The 17,030-nt window shown below is 57.7% G+C and carries 14 protein-coding genes; 7 read left to right on the forward strand and 7 right to left on the reverse strand.

All coding sequences use genetic code 11. From position 1 onward, the window contains the following. Positions 1–14: 14 nt before the first annotated feature. Positions 15–818 carry an alpha/beta hydrolase gene (locus BMX55_RS01995; protein ID WP_177172799.1) on the reverse strand — a complete coding sequence of 268 codons (804 nt, stop codon included), beginning with the start codon at positions 816–818 and terminating at the stop codon, positions 15–17. A gap of 147 nt (positions 819–965) precedes the next feature. On the opposite strand from BMX55_RS01995, the gene BMX55_RS02000 reads away from it, so the two are divergent. Further along, positions 966–1,850, forward strand: a complete 885-nt coding sequence (locus BMX55_RS02000) for a pirin family protein (protein ID WP_091451944.1) — start codon at positions 966–968, stop codon at positions 1,848–1,850. Between the two features lie 37 nt (positions 1,851–1,887). Here BMX55_RS02000 and ilvD read toward each other — a convergent pair whose 3' ends face one another. Together ilvD and BMX55_RS02010 are read right to left on the reverse strand one after the other, a co-directional pair. Further along, positions 1,888–3,747 (reverse strand): dihydroxy-acid dehydratase, encoded by a 1,860-nt coding sequence (gene ilvD / locus BMX55_RS02005; RefSeq protein ID WP_091451946.1) that lies wholly within the window; start codon positions 3,745–3,747, stop codon positions 1,888–1,890. Between the two features lie 85 nt (positions 3,748–3,832). Beyond that, positions 3,833–4,075 (reverse strand): TIGR04438 family Trp-rich protein, encoded by a 243-nt coding sequence (locus tag BMX55_RS02010; protein ID WP_091451949.1) that lies wholly within the window; start codon positions 4,073–4,075, stop codon positions 3,833–3,835. 109 nt (positions 4,076–4,184) lie between these two features. Between BMX55_RS02010 and BMX55_RS02015 the strand changes: the two genes are divergently transcribed. Then, positions 4,185–4,490: a c-type cytochrome gene (locus BMX55_RS02015; protein ID WP_091451953.1), complete on the forward strand. Its 306-nt coding sequence runs from the start codon at positions 4,185–4,187 to the stop codon at positions 4,488–4,490. A 72-nt stretch (positions 4,491–4,562) separates the two neighbouring features. Here BMX55_RS02015 and BMX55_RS02020 read toward each other — a convergent pair whose 3' ends face one another. From BMX55_RS02020 to BMX55_RS02035, 4 genes are all read right to left on the reverse strand, one after another. Further along, positions 4,563–7,649: an efflux RND transporter permease subunit gene (locus BMX55_RS02020; protein ID WP_091451958.1), complete on the reverse strand. Its 3,087-nt coding sequence runs from the start codon at positions 7,647–7,649 to the stop codon at positions 4,563–4,565. A gap of 12 nt (positions 7,650–7,661) precedes the next feature. Next, positions 7,662–8,795: an efflux RND transporter periplasmic adaptor subunit gene (locus BMX55_RS02025; protein WP_091451961.1), complete on the reverse strand. Its 1,134-nt coding sequence runs from the start codon at positions 8,793–8,795 to the stop codon at positions 7,662–7,664. A gap of 126 nt (positions 8,796–8,921) precedes the next feature. After that, on the reverse strand, positions 8,922–9,374 hold the full coding sequence (rnhA, locus tag BMX55_RS02030; protein WP_091451964.1) for a ribonuclease HI: 453 nt from the start codon (positions 9,372–9,374) through the stop codon (positions 8,922–8,924). A gap of 21 nt (positions 9,375–9,395) precedes the next feature. Further along, positions 9,396–10,160, reverse strand: a complete 765-nt coding sequence (locus tag BMX55_RS02035; RefSeq protein ID WP_091451967.1) for a class I SAM-dependent methyltransferase — start codon at positions 10,158–10,160, stop codon at positions 9,396–9,398. Between BMX55_RS02035 and gloB the strand changes: the two genes are divergently transcribed. The 5 genes from gloB (at position 10,159) to BMX55_RS02060 (ending at position 17,029) form a co-directional block, all read left to right on the forward strand. Further along, positions 10,159–10,938: a hydroxyacylglutathione hydrolase gene (gene gloB / locus BMX55_RS02040; protein ID WP_091451972.1), complete on the forward strand. Its 780-nt coding sequence runs from the start codon at positions 10,159–10,161 to the stop codon at positions 10,936–10,938. The genes BMX55_RS02035 and gloB overlap by 2 nt on opposite strands. Continuing rightward, positions 10,938–12,554, forward strand: a complete 1,617-nt coding sequence (locus BMX55_RS02045) for a transglycosylase SLT domain-containing protein (protein WP_091451975.1) — start codon at positions 10,938–10,940, stop codon at positions 12,552–12,554. Before gloB ends, BMX55_RS02045 begins: the two co-directional genes overlap by 1 nt. A gap of 114 nt (positions 12,555–12,668) precedes the next feature. Then, positions 12,669–14,459 carry a methyl-accepting chemotaxis protein gene (locus BMX55_RS02050; protein ID WP_177172800.1) on the forward strand — a complete coding sequence of 597 codons (1,791 nt, stop codon included), beginning with the start codon at positions 12,669–12,671 and terminating at the stop codon, positions 14,457–14,459. A 24-nt stretch (positions 14,460–14,483) separates the two neighbouring features. Further along, positions 14,484–15,521, forward strand: a complete 1,038-nt coding sequence (gene cheB, locus BMX55_RS02055; protein WP_091451982.1) for a chemotaxis-specific protein-glutamate methyltransferase CheB — start codon at positions 14,484–14,486, stop codon at positions 15,519–15,521. Next, complete coding sequence (locus BMX55_RS02060) at positions 15,518–17,029, forward strand: CheR family methyltransferase (protein WP_091451985.1); 1,512 nt, start codon at positions 15,518–15,520, stop codon at positions 17,027–17,029. The genes cheB and BMX55_RS02060 overlap by 4 nt, the downstream gene beginning before the upstream one ends. Position 17,030: the final 1 nt, after the last annotated feature.

A 17,030-nucleotide genomic window follows, 5' to 3' on the forward strand; every position in this document is an offset into this window, starting at 1 on the left:
GTGTGCAATCCGGATCAATGCAGCAATTGCCCCCATTGGGGCGCGGTAAGCTGCGCCATCCAGCTATTGTGATCTGCATCAGCGATGAGCATGACCTCTGCCGGGCCACGTTTTTTGGCCTGCGCCAATAATTGCAATCCGGTTTGTGGGCCAATCACTTCATCTTTTCCCGCAATCAGTATACTGACTGGGCCTGCATAATCTAGCAAATGCTGTGCTGATTCAAAAGTGTCCTTGAGCAACCAGCGCACCGGCAGCATCCAGTATTTTTGCGCAGCCACTTCGGTGATACTGCTAAAGGGTGTTAATAAAACCAACTTGCTCGGTGGCATACTGGCTTGAGCGGCTACTTGTACGGCCACACCAGTACCCAAAGATTTTCCTACCAAGATCACCGGCTGATTTTCTGGCGTCATGTGACGCCAATGGCTGTAGAGTGCCACGCCCTCGTCCACCATTTGATGCTCATTGGGCTGACCCAAGCGCCAACCAAATCCGGGGTACTCGGCCAGTACCATGCGATAGCCCATCGCATTGAATACTTTATGGTAGTGCAGATATTTCCAAGCGCTGCCTGCATTGCCGTGGTAAAAAATAACCGTGCCTTGGCTGGGTTGCTGCGCTGGCTCCACCACAATAGCATGGTGTTTCTGATCTACTTTGGAACCAACAGGCAGTGCTGCCACCGCCTGAATGAGAGCATCCGTACTATGCTGATCTGGATGGTAAAGCAGCTTTCCTTGCTGGCTATACATATAAGCACAAACCAGCAAATATCCTCCAACGATCAAGAGAATCAGGTATTTAAATTTTTTCATTTTGAGCATAGGCTTATCTTTGGTAAAAACGCGCCATCATGGCCGTAACGTGTTCAGGATTGGAACAGTGTTGTCTATTTTTGCCACTTATCAGTAAGCACTGCTTCCCGTACAGTAACCAGCATCCTCCATCCACACCCCACGACCATGCTGCACATCACCGATACCCCTTGGCCTGCCACACCCCGCAGCGTTGAACAACTCATCATCGGCCACCCCACCTCTGACGGGGCTGGGGTCAAGCTCACACGGGTGTTGACGCAAAATCTGCAACGCCGCCTCGACCCCTACCTGATGCTAGACGCCTTTGGCAGCGATAACCCCGATGATTACATTGCCGGGTTTCCAGAGCATCCACACCGGGGTTTTGAAACCATCACCTATATGCTCAGTGGCTGTATGCTGCACCGCGACAGTGCTGGGCACGAGGGCTTGCTGCAAAGCGGCGATGTGCAATGGATGACCGCTGGCAGCGGCGTGATGCACTCCGAAATCCCGCAACAAAAAGATGGTGTCATGGAGGGCTTTCAGCTCTGGCTCAACCTGCCCAGCACCGAAAAAATGTGTACGCCTTGGTACAAAGATTTCAGCAACCAAGCACTGCCACGCTACCAAACCACAGCCGGGGCAGCCGTCACGGTGATTGCCGGTAACAGCCACGGTGTGACCGGTGCCGTAGTGCGGGCCAGTACCCAAGCGCTGTATTTAGACGTGCATCTGCCCGCAGGGGCCGCATTTGCCCACCCCTTGCCCGCCGAGCACAACGCTTTTGTCTATGTGTATCGAGGACAGGTGACGATTGCGGGGCAAGCTGTGCCCACGCAACGCATGGCTATTTTGGACAACATGCCGGGCACCGATGGCGTGCTGATCGAGGCATCCGAAGATGCCCAACTGCTGCTGATAGCAGGCCGCCCCTTGAACGAGCCGATTGTGCAATACGGCCCGGTGGTGATGAACACACAGCAAGAAATCCGCCAAGCCTTGAGCGACATCCACGCCGGGCGCTTCGGCAGCATCTCAGCAGCGTAGCCCCCCAAGCCCTTTCGGGCCTTGGGAGCCAACGCCATTAGTCGTCAAGCAGGGAGACGTCGCGCACCGCACCCTTGTCGGCCGAAGTTACTAGCTTGGCATAGGCTTTGAGAGCAGCCGACACCTTGCGCGGGCGTGGCTGCTCAGGCTTCCAGCCCTTGACCTCTTGTTCAGCGCGGCGTTGAGCCAGCACTTCATCACTGAGCAGCACATCAATGCGGCGGTTCGGGATGTCGATACAAATGCGGTCGCCATTGCGCACCAAGCCAATCGCACCGCCTGCGGCAGCCTCTGGCGAGCAGTGACCAATCGACAAGCCCGACGTGCCACCAGAAAAACGCCCATCGGTAAGCAAGGCACAGGCTTTGCCCAAGCCTTTGGACTTGATATAACTGGTGGGGTAGAGCATTTCTTGCATACCGGGGCCGCCTTTGGGGCCTTCGTAGCGCACGATCACCACATCACCAGCCTTGACCTTGTCGCTCAGGATATTGGCCACGGCTTCGTCTTGGCTTTCAGTCACATGGGCAGGGCCTTCAAACACCAACAGTTCATCATCGACGCCAGCGGTTTTGACCACGCAACCATCGAGTGCGATGTTGCCATGCAGCACGGCCAAGCCGCCTTCTTGCGAGAAGGCGTGCTCAGACGAACGGATGCAGCCTTCAGCACGATCGGTATCCAAGCTGGGCCAGCGCACCGACTGGCTAAAGGCAGTTTGCGTAGGCACGCCACCGGGGCCAGCCATGTAAAAGGTTTTCACGGCCTCGTCAGCGGTTTGCAAAATGTCCCACTGCTTGAGGGCATCGCCCAAAGTTTTGCTGTGGATGGTGGGCACATCGGTATGCAGCTTACCGGCGCGGTCTAACTCGCCCAAAATAGCCATGATGCCACCAGCGCGGTGAACGTCTTCAATGTGGTACTTGTTGGTGTTGGGAGCCACCTTGCACAACTGTGGCACTTGCAGGGACAAGCGATCAATGTCCTTCATGGTGAAGGCAATCTCGGCCTCTTGGGCAATGGCCAGCAAGTGCAAGATGGTGTTGGTCGAGCCGCCCATCGCAATGTCGAGCGTGATGGCGTTTTCAAAGGCTTTAAAGCCAATGGCGCGCGGCAACACGGTTTCTTCGTTGCCTTCGTAGTAGCGCTGCGCCAACTCGACAATCAAATGCCCAGCGCGTTTGAACAATTGCTCACGGTCGGCATGGGTAGCCACCACGGTGCCGTTGCCGGGCAGGGACAGGCCCAGCGCCTCGGTCAGGCAGTTCATGGAGTTGGCGGTGAACATGCCAGAGCAAGAGCCGCAGGTGGGGCAGGCCGAGCGCTCTACTTCGGCCACATCGGCGTCTGACACCTTGTCATCGGCGGCCATGACCATGGCGTCAATCAAATCGAGTTTTTTGATCTCGATGGTTTTGCTGCCGGGCTTGCTCAGTTGCACCTTGCCCGCTTCCATCGGGCCGCCAGAGACAAACACCACCGGAATGTTCAGGCGCATGGCGGCCATCAGCATACCGGGGGTGATTTTGTCGCAGTTGGAGATGCACACCATCGCATCAGCGCAATGGGCATTGACCATGTACTCGACCGAGTCGGCAATGATGTCGCGGCTGGGCAGGGAGTACAACATGCCGTCGTGGCCCATCGCAATGCCATCATCGACGGCAATGGTGTTGAACTCTTTGGCTACGCCACCAGCAGCCTCGATCTCACGCGCTACCAGTTGGCCCAAGTCTTTGAGGTGGACGTGGCCGGGCACAAACTGCGTGAACGAGTTGACCACCGCAATGATGGGCTTTTGAAAGTCGGCATCTTTCATGCCAGTGGCACGCCAGAGCGAACGGGCACCGGCCATGTTGCGGCCAGCGGTGGAGGTTTTGGAACGGTAAACAGGCATGAGAATTTTTCTGGGAAGTTGGGCGCATCCATCCGCAGATGCTGCTGGATTATGTCCCAGCCATCCCCACCCTGCTGGCATCTGGTTAGCGTGGCTTGTTGGGGCGCATACCCAAATTTTCCTTCTGCTTGTTGAGGCGGTCTTGCTTGCGCTGATCGATTTTTTCCATCGCCTTGCGCTTGGTGTAGCCAGAAGAGTCTGCCCAACCCCACCACAATAGCGTCAAACCAAAGGGCGACAACACCCACAACCACGACCACTGTGCTACCGGCCCGACCTCTAGGTACTTGAGCAAGACCAGTGCAATTCCTAACATCAACAGGTACATGGTAAATCCTTCGTCAGATGAGCACCGTACAACAGGGCGCTGCCATCGCATACCAATACAATTGCCATCGCATTGAAACAATGTAACCCAACCCGAAGAAAGCTCCACTATGAAACGCTCTTTGACTTTGCTTGCCTTGGCGCTGTCTGCTGCCGCGCCTGCCTTTGCCGATCAGGCACTGGCCACTGCCAAAAATTGCATGGCTTGCCATGCCGTAGACAAAAAGCTGGTCGGCCCCGCTTACAAGGAGGTGGCCGCCAAATACAAGGGTGACAAGACCGCCGTAGACAAGCTGGCCGCCAAAGTCATCAAGGGTGGTGGCGGCGTTTGGGGTCCTGTGCCCATGCCCGCTAACCCACAAGTCAATGATGCTGAAGCCAAGAAACTGGTGGCTTGGGTACTGACGCAAAAATAAGCCCTGAGCGTTTTGCAACGCTGGTCTTATCCATCCGACCGGAGCGCTATAGCCGCTGCGGTCGGATTTTTCTTAGCGCCTAGCACCGGGCGCAGCAGCACGGGCCAGCAGGGCATACAAAGTAGGCACGACAAAAATGGTCAACACTGTGCCCAAACCCATGCCGCCGACGATCACCCAGCCAATTTGCGTACGGGTTTCGGCCCCAGCCCCACTAGCTAAAGCCAAAGGTACCGCACCGAGCACCATAGCGCCCGTAGTCATCAAAATGGGGCGCAGGCGCTGCGCCGAGGCTTGTACCAGTGCATCGACCATCTCCAGCCCCTGCTGGCGCAGTTGGTTGGTAAATTCAACGATCAGGATGCCATGCTTGGTAATCAAGCCCACCAGCGTAATCAAACCAATTTGTGAATAGACGTTGAGTGAGCCGCCGCTCCAGCGCAAGGCCAGCAAGGCCCCGACCACCGACAGCGGCACGGACACCATGATGACCAGCGGATCGATAAAGCTTTCAAACTGCGCTGCCAGCACTAAAAAAATGAACACCAGCGCCAGCACAAACACCAAGCCCAGCGCCCCTTGTGAGTTTTTGAATTCGCGCGAGGTACCATTCAAATCGGTGGTGTAACCGGGTTTGAGCACCCGCGTTGCCGTGGCATCCATAAAGGCCAGTGCTTCGCCCAAAGCATAGTCAGGAGCCAGATTGGCGGTGATGGTGGCCGAACGGCGCTGACCAAAGTGGTTCAGTTCACGCGGGCTGACGCTCTCGCGCACGGTCACTAAGGCCGACAGCGGAATCATCGCCTCCTTTTGGCCGCGCACGTAGATGCTATCAATATCCTCAGGCGTGGTGCGGCCACTGGGTTGTGTTTGCACTATCACATCGTATTGTTCGGCATCGCGTTTGTAGCGGGTAACGGTACGCCCGCCCAACATGGTTTCAATGGCCTTAGCCACGACATCCACATTGACACCCAAATCGGCGGCCCGCTCTCGATTCACATCAATGCGCAGTTCGGGTTTGTTCAGGCGCAAATCGACATCGGGCGACAGGATGCCCGGATTTTTCGCCATTTCAGCCAGCACTTGCTCGGCCACAGCACTGAGATTCTCGTAACTGTCTGAGGTTTGAATCACATAGTGCAGCGGCCTAGAACGAAACCCCTGGCCCAAAGAAGGCGGCGTGATGGGAAAGGCGTTCACCCCCGGCAAGCCCGCGAGGCGCGGCTGTAATTGCCGGGCAAGATCGAGCGTGCTGCGGCTGCGCTGCTCCCAATCGACCGTGCGATAAACCACGCTGCCTTGGGACACAGTAGGGTTGCCAATGTTGGCAAAGATGCGGTCAAACTCTGGGTAATCGCGGCCTATCTGCTCTAGTTCTAGCGCATAGCGATTCGTGTAGTCGAGCGTGGCCCCATCGGGCGCGGTGATATTGGCGACAATCGTGCCACGATCCTCTAATGGCGAGAGTTCTTGCTTCATTTGTGGGTATACCCACCACAAGGTCAGGGCACTCGCAGCCATCAGTGCCAACACCAACCAACGAGCCTGCAAACAGGCAGCCCCCATAGCCCCCGCCCCCCGATAACGGGCCGTAAGCAACCAGCGCAGCAGCCGTGCATAGGCTTGCGACAACGCCGTCAAGCCGCGCTCCATCGTGCGGTCAAACCAGTGCGGCTGCGGGTTGTGCTTGAGCAGCAGCGAGCACATCATGGGCGACAGCGTTAAGGCGACAAAGCCCGACACCAGCACAGCACCGGCCAGCGCCAGCGCAAACTCGACAAACAAGCGCCCGGTGCGCCCCGGCGTAAAAGCCAGTGGCGCATACACCGCCACCAAGGTCAGGGTCATGGCGACAATCGCAAAGCCGATTTCGTGCGCTCCCTTGATAGCCGCCGCAAACGGCTCCATGCCTTCCTCAATATGGCGGTAGATGTTCTCTAACATGACGATGGCATCGTCCACCACCAAACCAATCGCCAGCACCAAGGCCAACAAGGTCAGAGTGTTGATGGAAAACCCGGCCCACTGCATCAGCGCAAAGGTACCCACCAAACTGACCGGAATGGTGATGATAGGAATGATGGACGCACGCAGCGTGCGCAAGAAAACGAAAATCACCAGCGCCACCAACACCACCGCTTCCACAATGGTCTGGTAAACGCTTTTCACCGAGCGGTCGATAAAAATGGAGTTGTCATTGGCTACCTCCACTTTGACGTCAGCGGGCAAATCAGCCTGCAACGTCGGCAACATGGCGCGCACACCGGCTGACAACTCCAACGGGTTGGCCGTGGCTTGGCGGATGATGCCCACCGAGATCGCCTCGCGGCCATTGAGCCGCACTTTGCTGCGGTCGCTGGCTGGGCCTTCTTCTACATTGGCCACGTCGCGCAGGCGCACCGGAAAGCCATTGACGGTACGCACCACAATGTTGGCAAACTGCTCGGGCTGCACCAGATTGGTCTGCGAAGTCACACTGAACTCGCGTTGCTGCGATTCAATGCGCCCAGCAGGCAGTTCTAGGTTGTTGCGCCGGATGGCGTCTTCTACATCCTGCGGCGTGAGGCTATAGCCCGCCAGCCGCTGTGGGTCTAACCAAACACGCATGGCATAACGGCGCTCACCATAAATCGGCACATCGGCCACACCGGTCACGGTTTGCAACCGGGGCTTGACGATGCGGTTGAGCAGGTCATTGATCTCTAGCGGCGTGCGCGTATCGCTGCTAAAGGCCAACCACATCACCGGAAAGGCATCGGCCTCGACCTTGGCGATCACCGGCTCGTCCACATCGGCAGGCAAGCGGCTGCGCACCCGTGCCGTGCGGTCGCGCACTTCGGCGGCGGCGTTGTCGGCATCTTTTTCGAGACGGAAACGCACCGAAATTTGGCTGCGCTCGGCCCGGCTAATCGAGGTGATGACATCGACCGCATCAATGCCCGCAATGGAATCCTCTAGCGGTTTGGTGACTTGCGATTCAATCACCTCGGCGGAAGCACCCGCATAGGAGACACTAACCGTGACCACCGGCTCGTCAATTTTGGGATATTCGCGCACCGATAAGCGGGTAAAGCTGACCGCGCCAATCAACAAGACCAACAGTGACAACACCGTAGCCAATACTGGGCGGCGGATAGAGATTTCAGCAAGCTGCATGGCTGGCGGCCTTTAACTCGGCTTGCCCGTAGCAACAGGCACAAATACCAGTACCTTGGCACCATCTTTTTGCAAGCGCTGCTGCCCCGCTGTCACCACCCTGTCGTCAGGCTCTAGGCCCTGCGTGACTTCTACCCAACCGTCACGGCGCAGACCCAATTGCACCGGGGTGCGGCGCACTTGCCCACTTTTGCCATCAGCAGCGGTAGTCACAAACTTCCACACGGTGGTGGCATTGCCTTGCGGCACGATGGCTTCTTCGGGCACCATGCGGCTGCCGGTGCGCTGGCCCAGCTCTAAGGTGATACGGGCGAACATACCGGGGCGCAGCGGGCCGTTGCGGTTGTCTAAACTGGCCCGCACCGACAAGGAACGGCCATTGGCGTCAATTTGCGGGTCTAGCGCTTGCACAATGGCGCTGTGTTCACTGCCCGGCAAGGCATCCAAACTGATACGTACCGTTTGCCCCGGTTTAACGTGGCTTTGGTAACGCTCAGGCAGCCGAAAATCCACCAGCAGACCATCAATATCTTCGATATTGACGATGTCGGTGCCATCTTTCAAATAGTCGCCCACATGCACATTGCCAATACCGGCAATACCATCAAACGGTGCCACCATGCGCAGCCGGGCCGCTGTGGCTTGGGCCAGCGCCAGCTTGGCTTGGGCGACTTCTAAATTGGCCGCGCTTTCGTCCAAGGAGCGCTGGCTGATAAAGCCTTGGGCCACGAGTTCGCTGTTGCGTTGGTGGTTGGCACGGGCAATCGAGAGTTCTGCCTGCGCCTGCTGCACCTGCGCTCTGGGCAATTGATCGTCGAATTGGGCCAGCCACTGTCCTTGGCGCACTCTGGCCCCATCCCGAAAATTGAGTGCCGCAATGCGGCCACTCACTTCAGGGCGCAGCACCACACTACGCCGCGAGCGCAAACTGCCCACCGCCTGCACCTCATCACGCAGCGTGACACTGCGCACCGCTGCCACCTCCACGCTTACCGGCTTGGCGGCTGCTGGTGCCCGACCGCCCTCTGCCACCCGTGGAGCAGCCTCTTTGGCTGGAGATACCGGTTGCTGCCACCACCAAGCGGCCAAACCTGAGCCGGCAATACCAATGGCGGCAACAACAATGTAGAGGGCTCTGGGGGTCATGAAAAGGGCTGGAACAGGTCGTGCAAGAGAGGGCACTGTAGCAGTGCCTCTTGGCCAGCACAGCGCCTGATCTTGGCAAGGTAGCAAAAGACAGAGCCTTTTACGCCAGCTTTACCTGCACAGAGCCTATGCCTTACATCCTAGGGCCTGCTCCACGCCCCGGTTGGCCAGCGCATCAGCGCGCTCATTGCCCGGATCGCCCGAATGCCCCTTGACCCAGTGCCAAGCAATGCGGTGGCCGCCGCCATGCACCAAGGCATCTAGGCGCTGCCAGAGTTCGACATTTTTGACGGGCTGGTTGCTGGCAGTTTTCCATCCCTTGGCCTTCCAGCCATGAATCCACTCGGTAATGCCCTTGCGCACATACTGGCTATCTAGGTACAGCGCCACGGCACAGGGCCGCTTGAGGGCCGATAGTGCCTCAATCACCGCCAGCAGTTCCATGCGGTTGTTCGTGGTACCCATCTCGCCACCACACAGCTCTTTTTCTGCCGCACCAGAGCGCAACAAAGCCCCCCAGCCACCGGGGCCGGGGTTGCCTTTGCAAGCACCATCGGTATAAATGACCACCTCGTTCACACTTTTTTCCTATCTATGCGGTTAATCGCGGCTGCGGTTCAGGGCGGATACACCATGTACCACCCGTGACTGGCGCTGACGCCAAGCTGGCTCTAACAGGCGCATACCATGCACCCGCTTGATAGCCACCAAAAAATAGCCCGCCCCGAGTATCGGCCAAGCATGGGGGCCGAGGCGATCCAACCACGCAAAGCGGCGCAACCAACAGGCTGTGCGCAAGGCCGGACGGTAGCAACCAAATTGGGTAGCACCGACCTCAAAACTGAGCAGCCGCAACCAATCGCGCAAGCGCCAAGGGGTGATGAACTGGCAATCATCGGGCAAATACCACGGCCCGCCCCAACGCTGCATCCAGCGCAAACGCCTTTGGTGCATGCCCCACAAACTGACCGGGTTAATGCCACTGATGACCACCCTGCCTTCAGGCACCAACACCCGCGCCACCTCGCGCAGGGTGGCATGGGGGTCTAAACTCAGCTCTAGAGAGTGCGGCAACAGCACCAAATCCAAACTATGGTCAGCAAAAGGCAAGGCCACTGTGTGCAGCAACAAGTCGGGGGCAGGCCCCGCATTGGGGCCTGCCACAAAGGTGGAGTCTGCCGCCCGCCAGCGGTGCGGGATGCGACTGGCACCCAAGCCATCAAGCAAGGGCATACCCACTTGCAAAGCATGGTAGCCAAAAATATCAGCCACGGCTTGGTCAAAGCAGTGCTGTTCCCATTGCAACAAGTAGTGTCCGGGGGGAGAATCGAACCAATGGTGCAAATCTATAATTTGGGTGCTCATGAATCTGCTACCACTGCCCGCCTTCTCTGATAACTATATCTGGCTACTGCACGACGCAGGCCAGGCCCTTGTAATCGACCCTGGTGATGCTACGCCTGTACTGCAAGCGCTAGGCAAGCTGGGGCTGCAATTGCAAGCCATTCTAGTCACGCACCACCATGCCGACCATGTCGGTGGGGTAGAGGCCCTGCGCGCCGCTACGGGCGCTGTAGTGTATGGCCCGGCCCAAGAAACCATGCCCGCAGGCACATTGCCGGTGCAGGGTGGTGCGCAGGTGCAAGCGCTGGGTTTATCGTTTGCGGTGCTGGATGTGCCCGGCCACACTGCCGGCCATGTGGCCTATTACGCTACCGTGCCCGCACAAGCACCACTGCTTTTTTGTGGCGACACGCTGTTTTCTGGCGGTTGTGGCCGCCTGTTTGAAGGCACGCCCGCGCAAATGTTGGCCTCTTTAGACGCTTTGGCCGCCTTACCACCCCAGACCCGTGTGTGCTGCGCGCACGAGTACACCTTGTCCAATTTAAAGTTTGCCCGTGCCGTAGAGCCGGGCAATGCCGCGCTGGCCCAATACCAGCAACAGTGCGAGGCCCAGCGGGCACAGCAGCAGCCCACCTTGCCCTCGCACATCGGGCTAGAGTGCCAAATCAACCCCTTCCTGCGCGCCCGTGTGCCCGCCGTGGTGGCAGCGGCGCAAGCCCAAGCCCCTTCTTCTTGTCTCAACCCCGATGATGCGGTGTCTGTGTTGGCCACGCTGCGGGAATGGAAAAATAACTTCTAATGCAACTTCTGTCCTTGACTTGCTTGGCTGGTGCCCTGCTGCTTTCAGGCTGTGCCACCACCTCGGGCACTGGCAACAGCCCATCCTACAGCACAGACAGCGCTTGGGAAACCACCAGTTCTACAGCACTGGCGCCCGACCAAACCTTGGAGCCCATCACCCCCAGTAAAGCGGGCAATGGCAAGGTAACTCCCCTGTTTACTCCCGCCGATCTGTGGGATCGCATCCGCCGTGGCTTTGCGATGCCCGATCTGCAACATGATTTGGTGCAAGACCGCGAGCAGTGGTACGCCCAGCGTCCAGACTACATGCTGCGCATGACAGAGCGCTCGAGCAAATACCTGTTCCACATCGTCGAAGAGCTAGAGCGCCGGGGTATGCCCACCGAGTTAGCCTTACTGCCCTACATTGAGAGCGCCTTTAACCCGCAAGCAGTCTCTAGTGCCAAAGCTGCCGGTATGTGGCAATTTATGCCTGCCACTGGCACCTATTTTGACCTCAAGCAAAACGTCTTTCGCGATGACCGGCGCGATGTGCTGGCCTCAACCCGCGCCGCGCTGGACTATCTGCAAAAGCTGCACGGCATGTTTGGCGACTGGCACTTGGCGCTGGCGGCCTACAACTGGGGCGAAGGCAGCGTAGGCAGGGCCATTGCCAAAAACCAAAAAGCAGGCCTGGGCATCCGCTACACTGACCTAAACATGCCCGCCGAAACGCGGATGTATGTGCCCAAGTTGCAGGCGGTCAAGAACATTGTTGCCAACCCCGATGCCTTCCGCACCGAACTGCCACTGATTGAAAACCACCCCTACTTTCAGACGGTAGATATCACCCACGATATTGATGTGGCCTTGGTGGCACGTTTGTCTGGGGTGCGCGAGGCTGATTTTCGCGCCCTCAATCCATCGTTTAACAAGCCGGTGATTTTGGCCGCAGGCACGCCGCAAATTTTGCTGCCTTGGGACAACGCCAAAGTGTTTGAGCGCAACCTGCAGGCGCACAACCAAGGCCAATACGCCAGTTGGACGGTCTGGACAGTCCCCAGCACCATGAACGTGGCCGAGGCAGCGCAACGCGCTGGCATGTCCGAAACCGATTTGCGCGCCCTCAACAACATCCCGCCCCGCATGCTCATTAAGGCAGGCTCGGCCCTGATGGTGCCGCGCTCGACCACCATGCGCGAAGATGTAACCGAGCATGTGGCAGACAACGGCCACATGGCCCTAACCCCAGAAATCGTGACCCGGCGCACTGTAGTGCGTGCCAAAAAACGCGATACCGTCATTACGCTGGCCCAGCGCTACCGTGTCAGCCCAGCTAGCGTGGCCGACTGGAACGACATCAAGCCCAAGGCCGCCTTCAAGCCGGGACAAGAGGTGGTGCTGTTCTTGCCAGTGCAAATCAAAACCCATATGGCGGCACGCGATAGCAGCCGTGACACTGCCAAAAAAGCCGTGCCAACCACCCGCATGGCGGCCAAAGACGGCAACAAAGCTGACAGCAAAAAAGCGCTGGCCTCTAAGCCACGGGGCATAACCACTGCCCAAGCCAAAAAGAAAGAACCCGTGCGCAAGGTAGCGCAGGCTGATTCTCCGGCCAAAGTGCGCCGCCACTAATCTCCGGTGCGCCGCGTTGCCACGCGCACAGCGATGAAAAAATACAGATGAGCGCAACAAGTCATGGGTGTTGTCGCTGCACCCGCCTGCGCTTGTGCCCCTCAAGGAATATACATGCGACAGTTCAAATCCAGTCTGCGCTCCCTCTTCGTTTGGCTGACCGTGTTGTCGCTGCTCTTGGTATTGATCACCTTCGCAGCCTTGTCTGGCTTGTCATCGGCAGCCAATCGCGTCATTGAGGCAGAGACCAACCGCCACCAATCCTACCTGCTGGCTGACATGCTGCGCCAAAGCTCGGACGACCTGACCCGGCTGGCCAGAACTTACGTTGTCACTGGCGACGCCCAATTTGAAAAACAATATTGGGAAGTATTGGCCATCCGCAAGGGCGACAAACCCATGCCAGAGGCTTACCACCGTATTTATTGGGATTTTGTGGCTGCTGGACAAGCAAAACCACGCCCAAACGGCCCCAAAGTGGCCCTGCACCAGTTGATGAAAGAGGCAGGTTTTACCGAGTCCGAATTTGCCAAACTCGACGAGGCCGTAGAAAAATCCGACATCTTGGTGCGCCAAGAAACTATCGCCATGAACGCCATGAAAGGTAATTTCCAGGATGGCAATGGGGAGTTTACCAAGCATGGTCGCCCTGACTTCGAGCTAGCACGGCGGCTGATGCACGACGACAGCTACCACGCCGTAAAGTCCAAAATTATGCAGCCCATCGACGAATTTTTTGTGTTGATGGAGCAACGCACGGCCAAGGCCGTCCAGGAGGCAACACAGGACCGCGATTTGGCACGCAAAGAAGTCTGGGCCACCATCGTCCTCAACTTTCTGGGGGTAGCACTGGGTTTACAACTAGCCTACCGACACCTACTCAAAGTACTAGGAGGCGAGCCAGCCACCGCCACACGGGCGGTACAGCGTGTGGCCGACGGTGATCTGCGCGAACTAGAACTAGAAAAATCCGTGCAGCCCGACAGCCTGATGGGCCACCTCAAAACCATGCAACACAAGCTCGGCTTGGCACTGGGCAATGTGAAAACCACCGCCGAAGCCGTACACAGCAGCACACGAGACATCAAGGCATCTATCATGCAGCAGGCGGCATCGTCGTCGCAGATGTCAGCCTCGGTGAGTGAAATCACCGCCACGATGGAAGAGATGTCGGCCACTTCATCGCAAATTGCAGAGCATGCCAAATCAGTGGTCGATCTGGCAGAACAGGGCTGGGAAAACAGCCGCGACTGCCTACAAGCCATCGAAGAAGTGCAATCGCGCATGGCAAGCATTCGTGCACAAAGTGAACACGGCACCCAAGAAATTATCGCGTTGGGCGTCAAGTCCAAACAAATTGGCAAAGTGATGGAAATCATCAGTGACATTGCGGGCCAAACGCGCCTGATTGCCTTCAATGCGGCCCTAGAAGCCTCCAGTGCCGGGGATGCCGGTCGGCGTTTTTCTGTGGTTGCCAGCGAAATTCGCCGCCTAGCCGATAGCGTCACAGCCTCAACACAACAAATTGCCGATGAAATCAACGCCATCCAAGACTCAATTGAGCGCTTGGTTCTGACCTCGGAGAAAGGCGTAGCCAGTATCGAAGAAGGTATGCAGGCCACGGGTGCAGCAACGCAGCGCCTAGAAAGCATGGTTACTGCCACCAGCCGCACCAATGAGGCCGCGCTGCAAATTTCTCTATCGACCCAGCAGCAAAAAACGGCCAATAGCCAGATTTTGACGGCACTGCGTGAAATCATGCAAGCCAGCGGCAATACGTCCGATTCCATCCAGAGCATTTCTAATGTCAGCAAGCACCTGTCAGAACTGGCCGCCTCACTAAACGAGGCCGCAGGCAGTTTCCAACATGACGGACACAGCTTGGTAGACCCGCAGGTTCACTGAGGGACGCCATAGGAACAAGGAACTATGCCTGCCAAAATACGGGTCGTCATTGCCGATGACAGCAAACTGACGCGCGAGGTGCTGCGCACCTTGCTGCAAGAGGACGATGGCATCGAGGTGGTGGGTGAAGCTGCCAATGGCCGCGAAGCCATCGATTTAGTGCAGCGTCTCAAGCCCGATGTCCTCACACTCGACATCATCATGCCGGTCATGACCGGCACACAAGCCATACGGGAAATCATGGCGGCATCGCCTTTGCCAATTCTGGTGATTAGCAGTGTGGCAAATGCCAAAAATGCCTTTGACTGCATCCAAGGTGGTGCCTTGGACGTGGTCATGAAACCCCAGTTTAATGCCACCTCAGGGGCCGACTTGGCACGCCGAATACGGGTGCTAGCCAACACCAAGGTGATGCGAAACGGGCCAATGCGCCGCACGCCAGAATCTAGCCCCACCTCAAGCCTGCTCGAACCTACAGGCCAGCGAACGCAGTTCAGCCGGGTCTTTGCCATTGCATCCTCTACCGGCGGGCCACAGGCACTCGCTACGATCTTGCCCGCCTTGCCCAGCAGCTTTCCTTGCCCTGTGGTGGTGGCACAGCATGTAGCGTTCGGGTTTGCCCAAGGCATGGTGGACTGGTTGGGTAGCCTGTGCCCGATGCCAGTGCATCTGGTCACAGAGGCCGTGTGCCTGCAAGCGGGGCACATCTACATTGCGCCACCAGAACGCAACCTCAGTATCAACCGCCGCCTTCAATTGGTGCTAGACGAACAAAAGTCTGGCGACATCTTTCACCCCAGCTGCGACCACCTGCTCAAATCGGTGGCCAATATCTGCGGCTTGCAAGCGGTGGGCATCATCTTGTCGGGCATGAGCTCCGATGGCGTGCAAGGCATGGCCCAGATTCGCCAAAGCGGTGGTGTCACCTTGGCACAGGATGAAGCCAGCTCAGTGATTTTTGGCATGAACCGCGTTGCCATCGAGTCGGGGGCCGTGCAACAGGTCTTGCCCATCATGGCTATTAGCGAGCAGATGCAAAAGCTAGCAGGTGGCTGGGCATGAGTGCGCCGGTCGATCTAGCACCGTTCAAGGTGCTGATTCATGAGCGCTGCGGGCTGGGCTTTGCCAGCGCTGGCGATGATGCCAAACTGCGCCAAGCCATCATGACCCGGGTGCAATACCTACAGTTGCGCGCCGATGCCTATTTTCTGCGCCTTGGGGTGAGCAATAGCGAGTTTCAAGAACTGGTCAATCTATTAACCATCAACGAAACCTATTTTTTCCGCGAACCAGAGCAGTTGCGTTTTGTGATTGATCGGGTTTTGCCGCGCTTTGTAGCCCGGCCAAGCCAGCCCTCACCGATTCGTATTTTAAGTGCAGGCTGCTCCTCAGGAGAAGAACCCTATTCTTTGGCCATCGCCCTGCAAGAAAAATACGGCACCGCCGCCGCCGAAATGTTTTCCATTCATGCGGGCGATATTGACAGTGCCATGTTAGAAAAGGCGCGCCGGGCGATTTTTTCCGAATTCTCTTTTCGGGGCGTGGCCCCTGACATTCGGCAGCGCTATTTTGAGAAGTCTGCATCCGGCTATGCACTGGCCGCCAATATGTGCCAGCGGGTGCAGTTTCGGCTGCTCAATCTGCTACAGCCCGAAAGGCCGTTGCCACTGACGGATTTTGACGTCATTTTGTTTCGCAACGTCTCGATTTATTTTGACGCTGCCACGCGCAAACGCATTCAGCAGCACCTGTCTGAGGTCTTAAGGCCCGATGGCCTGCTGTTTACCGGCACCGCCGAAACGCTGGCCAACGACCTCAACGTCTTTGAGTTGATCGAAGAAGACGGGATGTTCTATTTTGCCAAGGGCAAGCCGCCGCTGCCCAGTACGCTGTCGCGCCGGGCTGCACTGCACAGACCACCACCAACGCTCACACCACCTCCCCCTCTGCGGCGCGCCCCGATGGCGGCTGCGGCTGCGGCTGCGCCTGCGGTTTCGGCGCTACAACGCCCCACATCTGTCGTCACTAGCCAAGCAAGCACAGCACCGACACGGGCAACAGCCATCGACGGCGATGCCTTGCGCCGCTTGGTGGCCGGTCACCATTACGAATCAGCCTTACAGCAACTCGACGCCGCCCTCGCCATCACCCCCCACAACCCGGCCTTGCTCTTGCTCAAAGCTACGGTGCTGCTAGAGCGGGGCCAGTTCTCAGGGGCCGAGGCGCTGGCCCACAGTGTCTTGAGCCAAGACCACTGGTCGATTGATGCCAGTTTTTTGCTCGGCCAAGCAGCGCGCAGCCAGCAACGGGTGGATGAGGCCATCCGCTGCTTCAAACAGGCTGCCTATGCACACCATGCTTGTTGGCCCGCCCACTATTACTTGGCCGATTTGTACCGCCAGCGTGGCGATACGCAACTGGCCCGTCGGGCCTATCACGCCGTGCTGCAATTGCTCGATGACAGCAACACTGACCACGGCATCCGCCATCTCCCTCTGGCACTGCCTACGGGCGAAATACGCAAGCTGTGTGAGCGCCATCTGGCCAGTCTGCCCGCAGGACGGAAATAGA

Source organism: Giesbergeria anulus, from assembly GCF_900111115.1.
Classification (GTDB): domain Bacteria; phylum Pseudomonadota; class Gammaproteobacteria; order Burkholderiales; family Burkholderiaceae_C; genus Simplicispira; species Simplicispira anulus.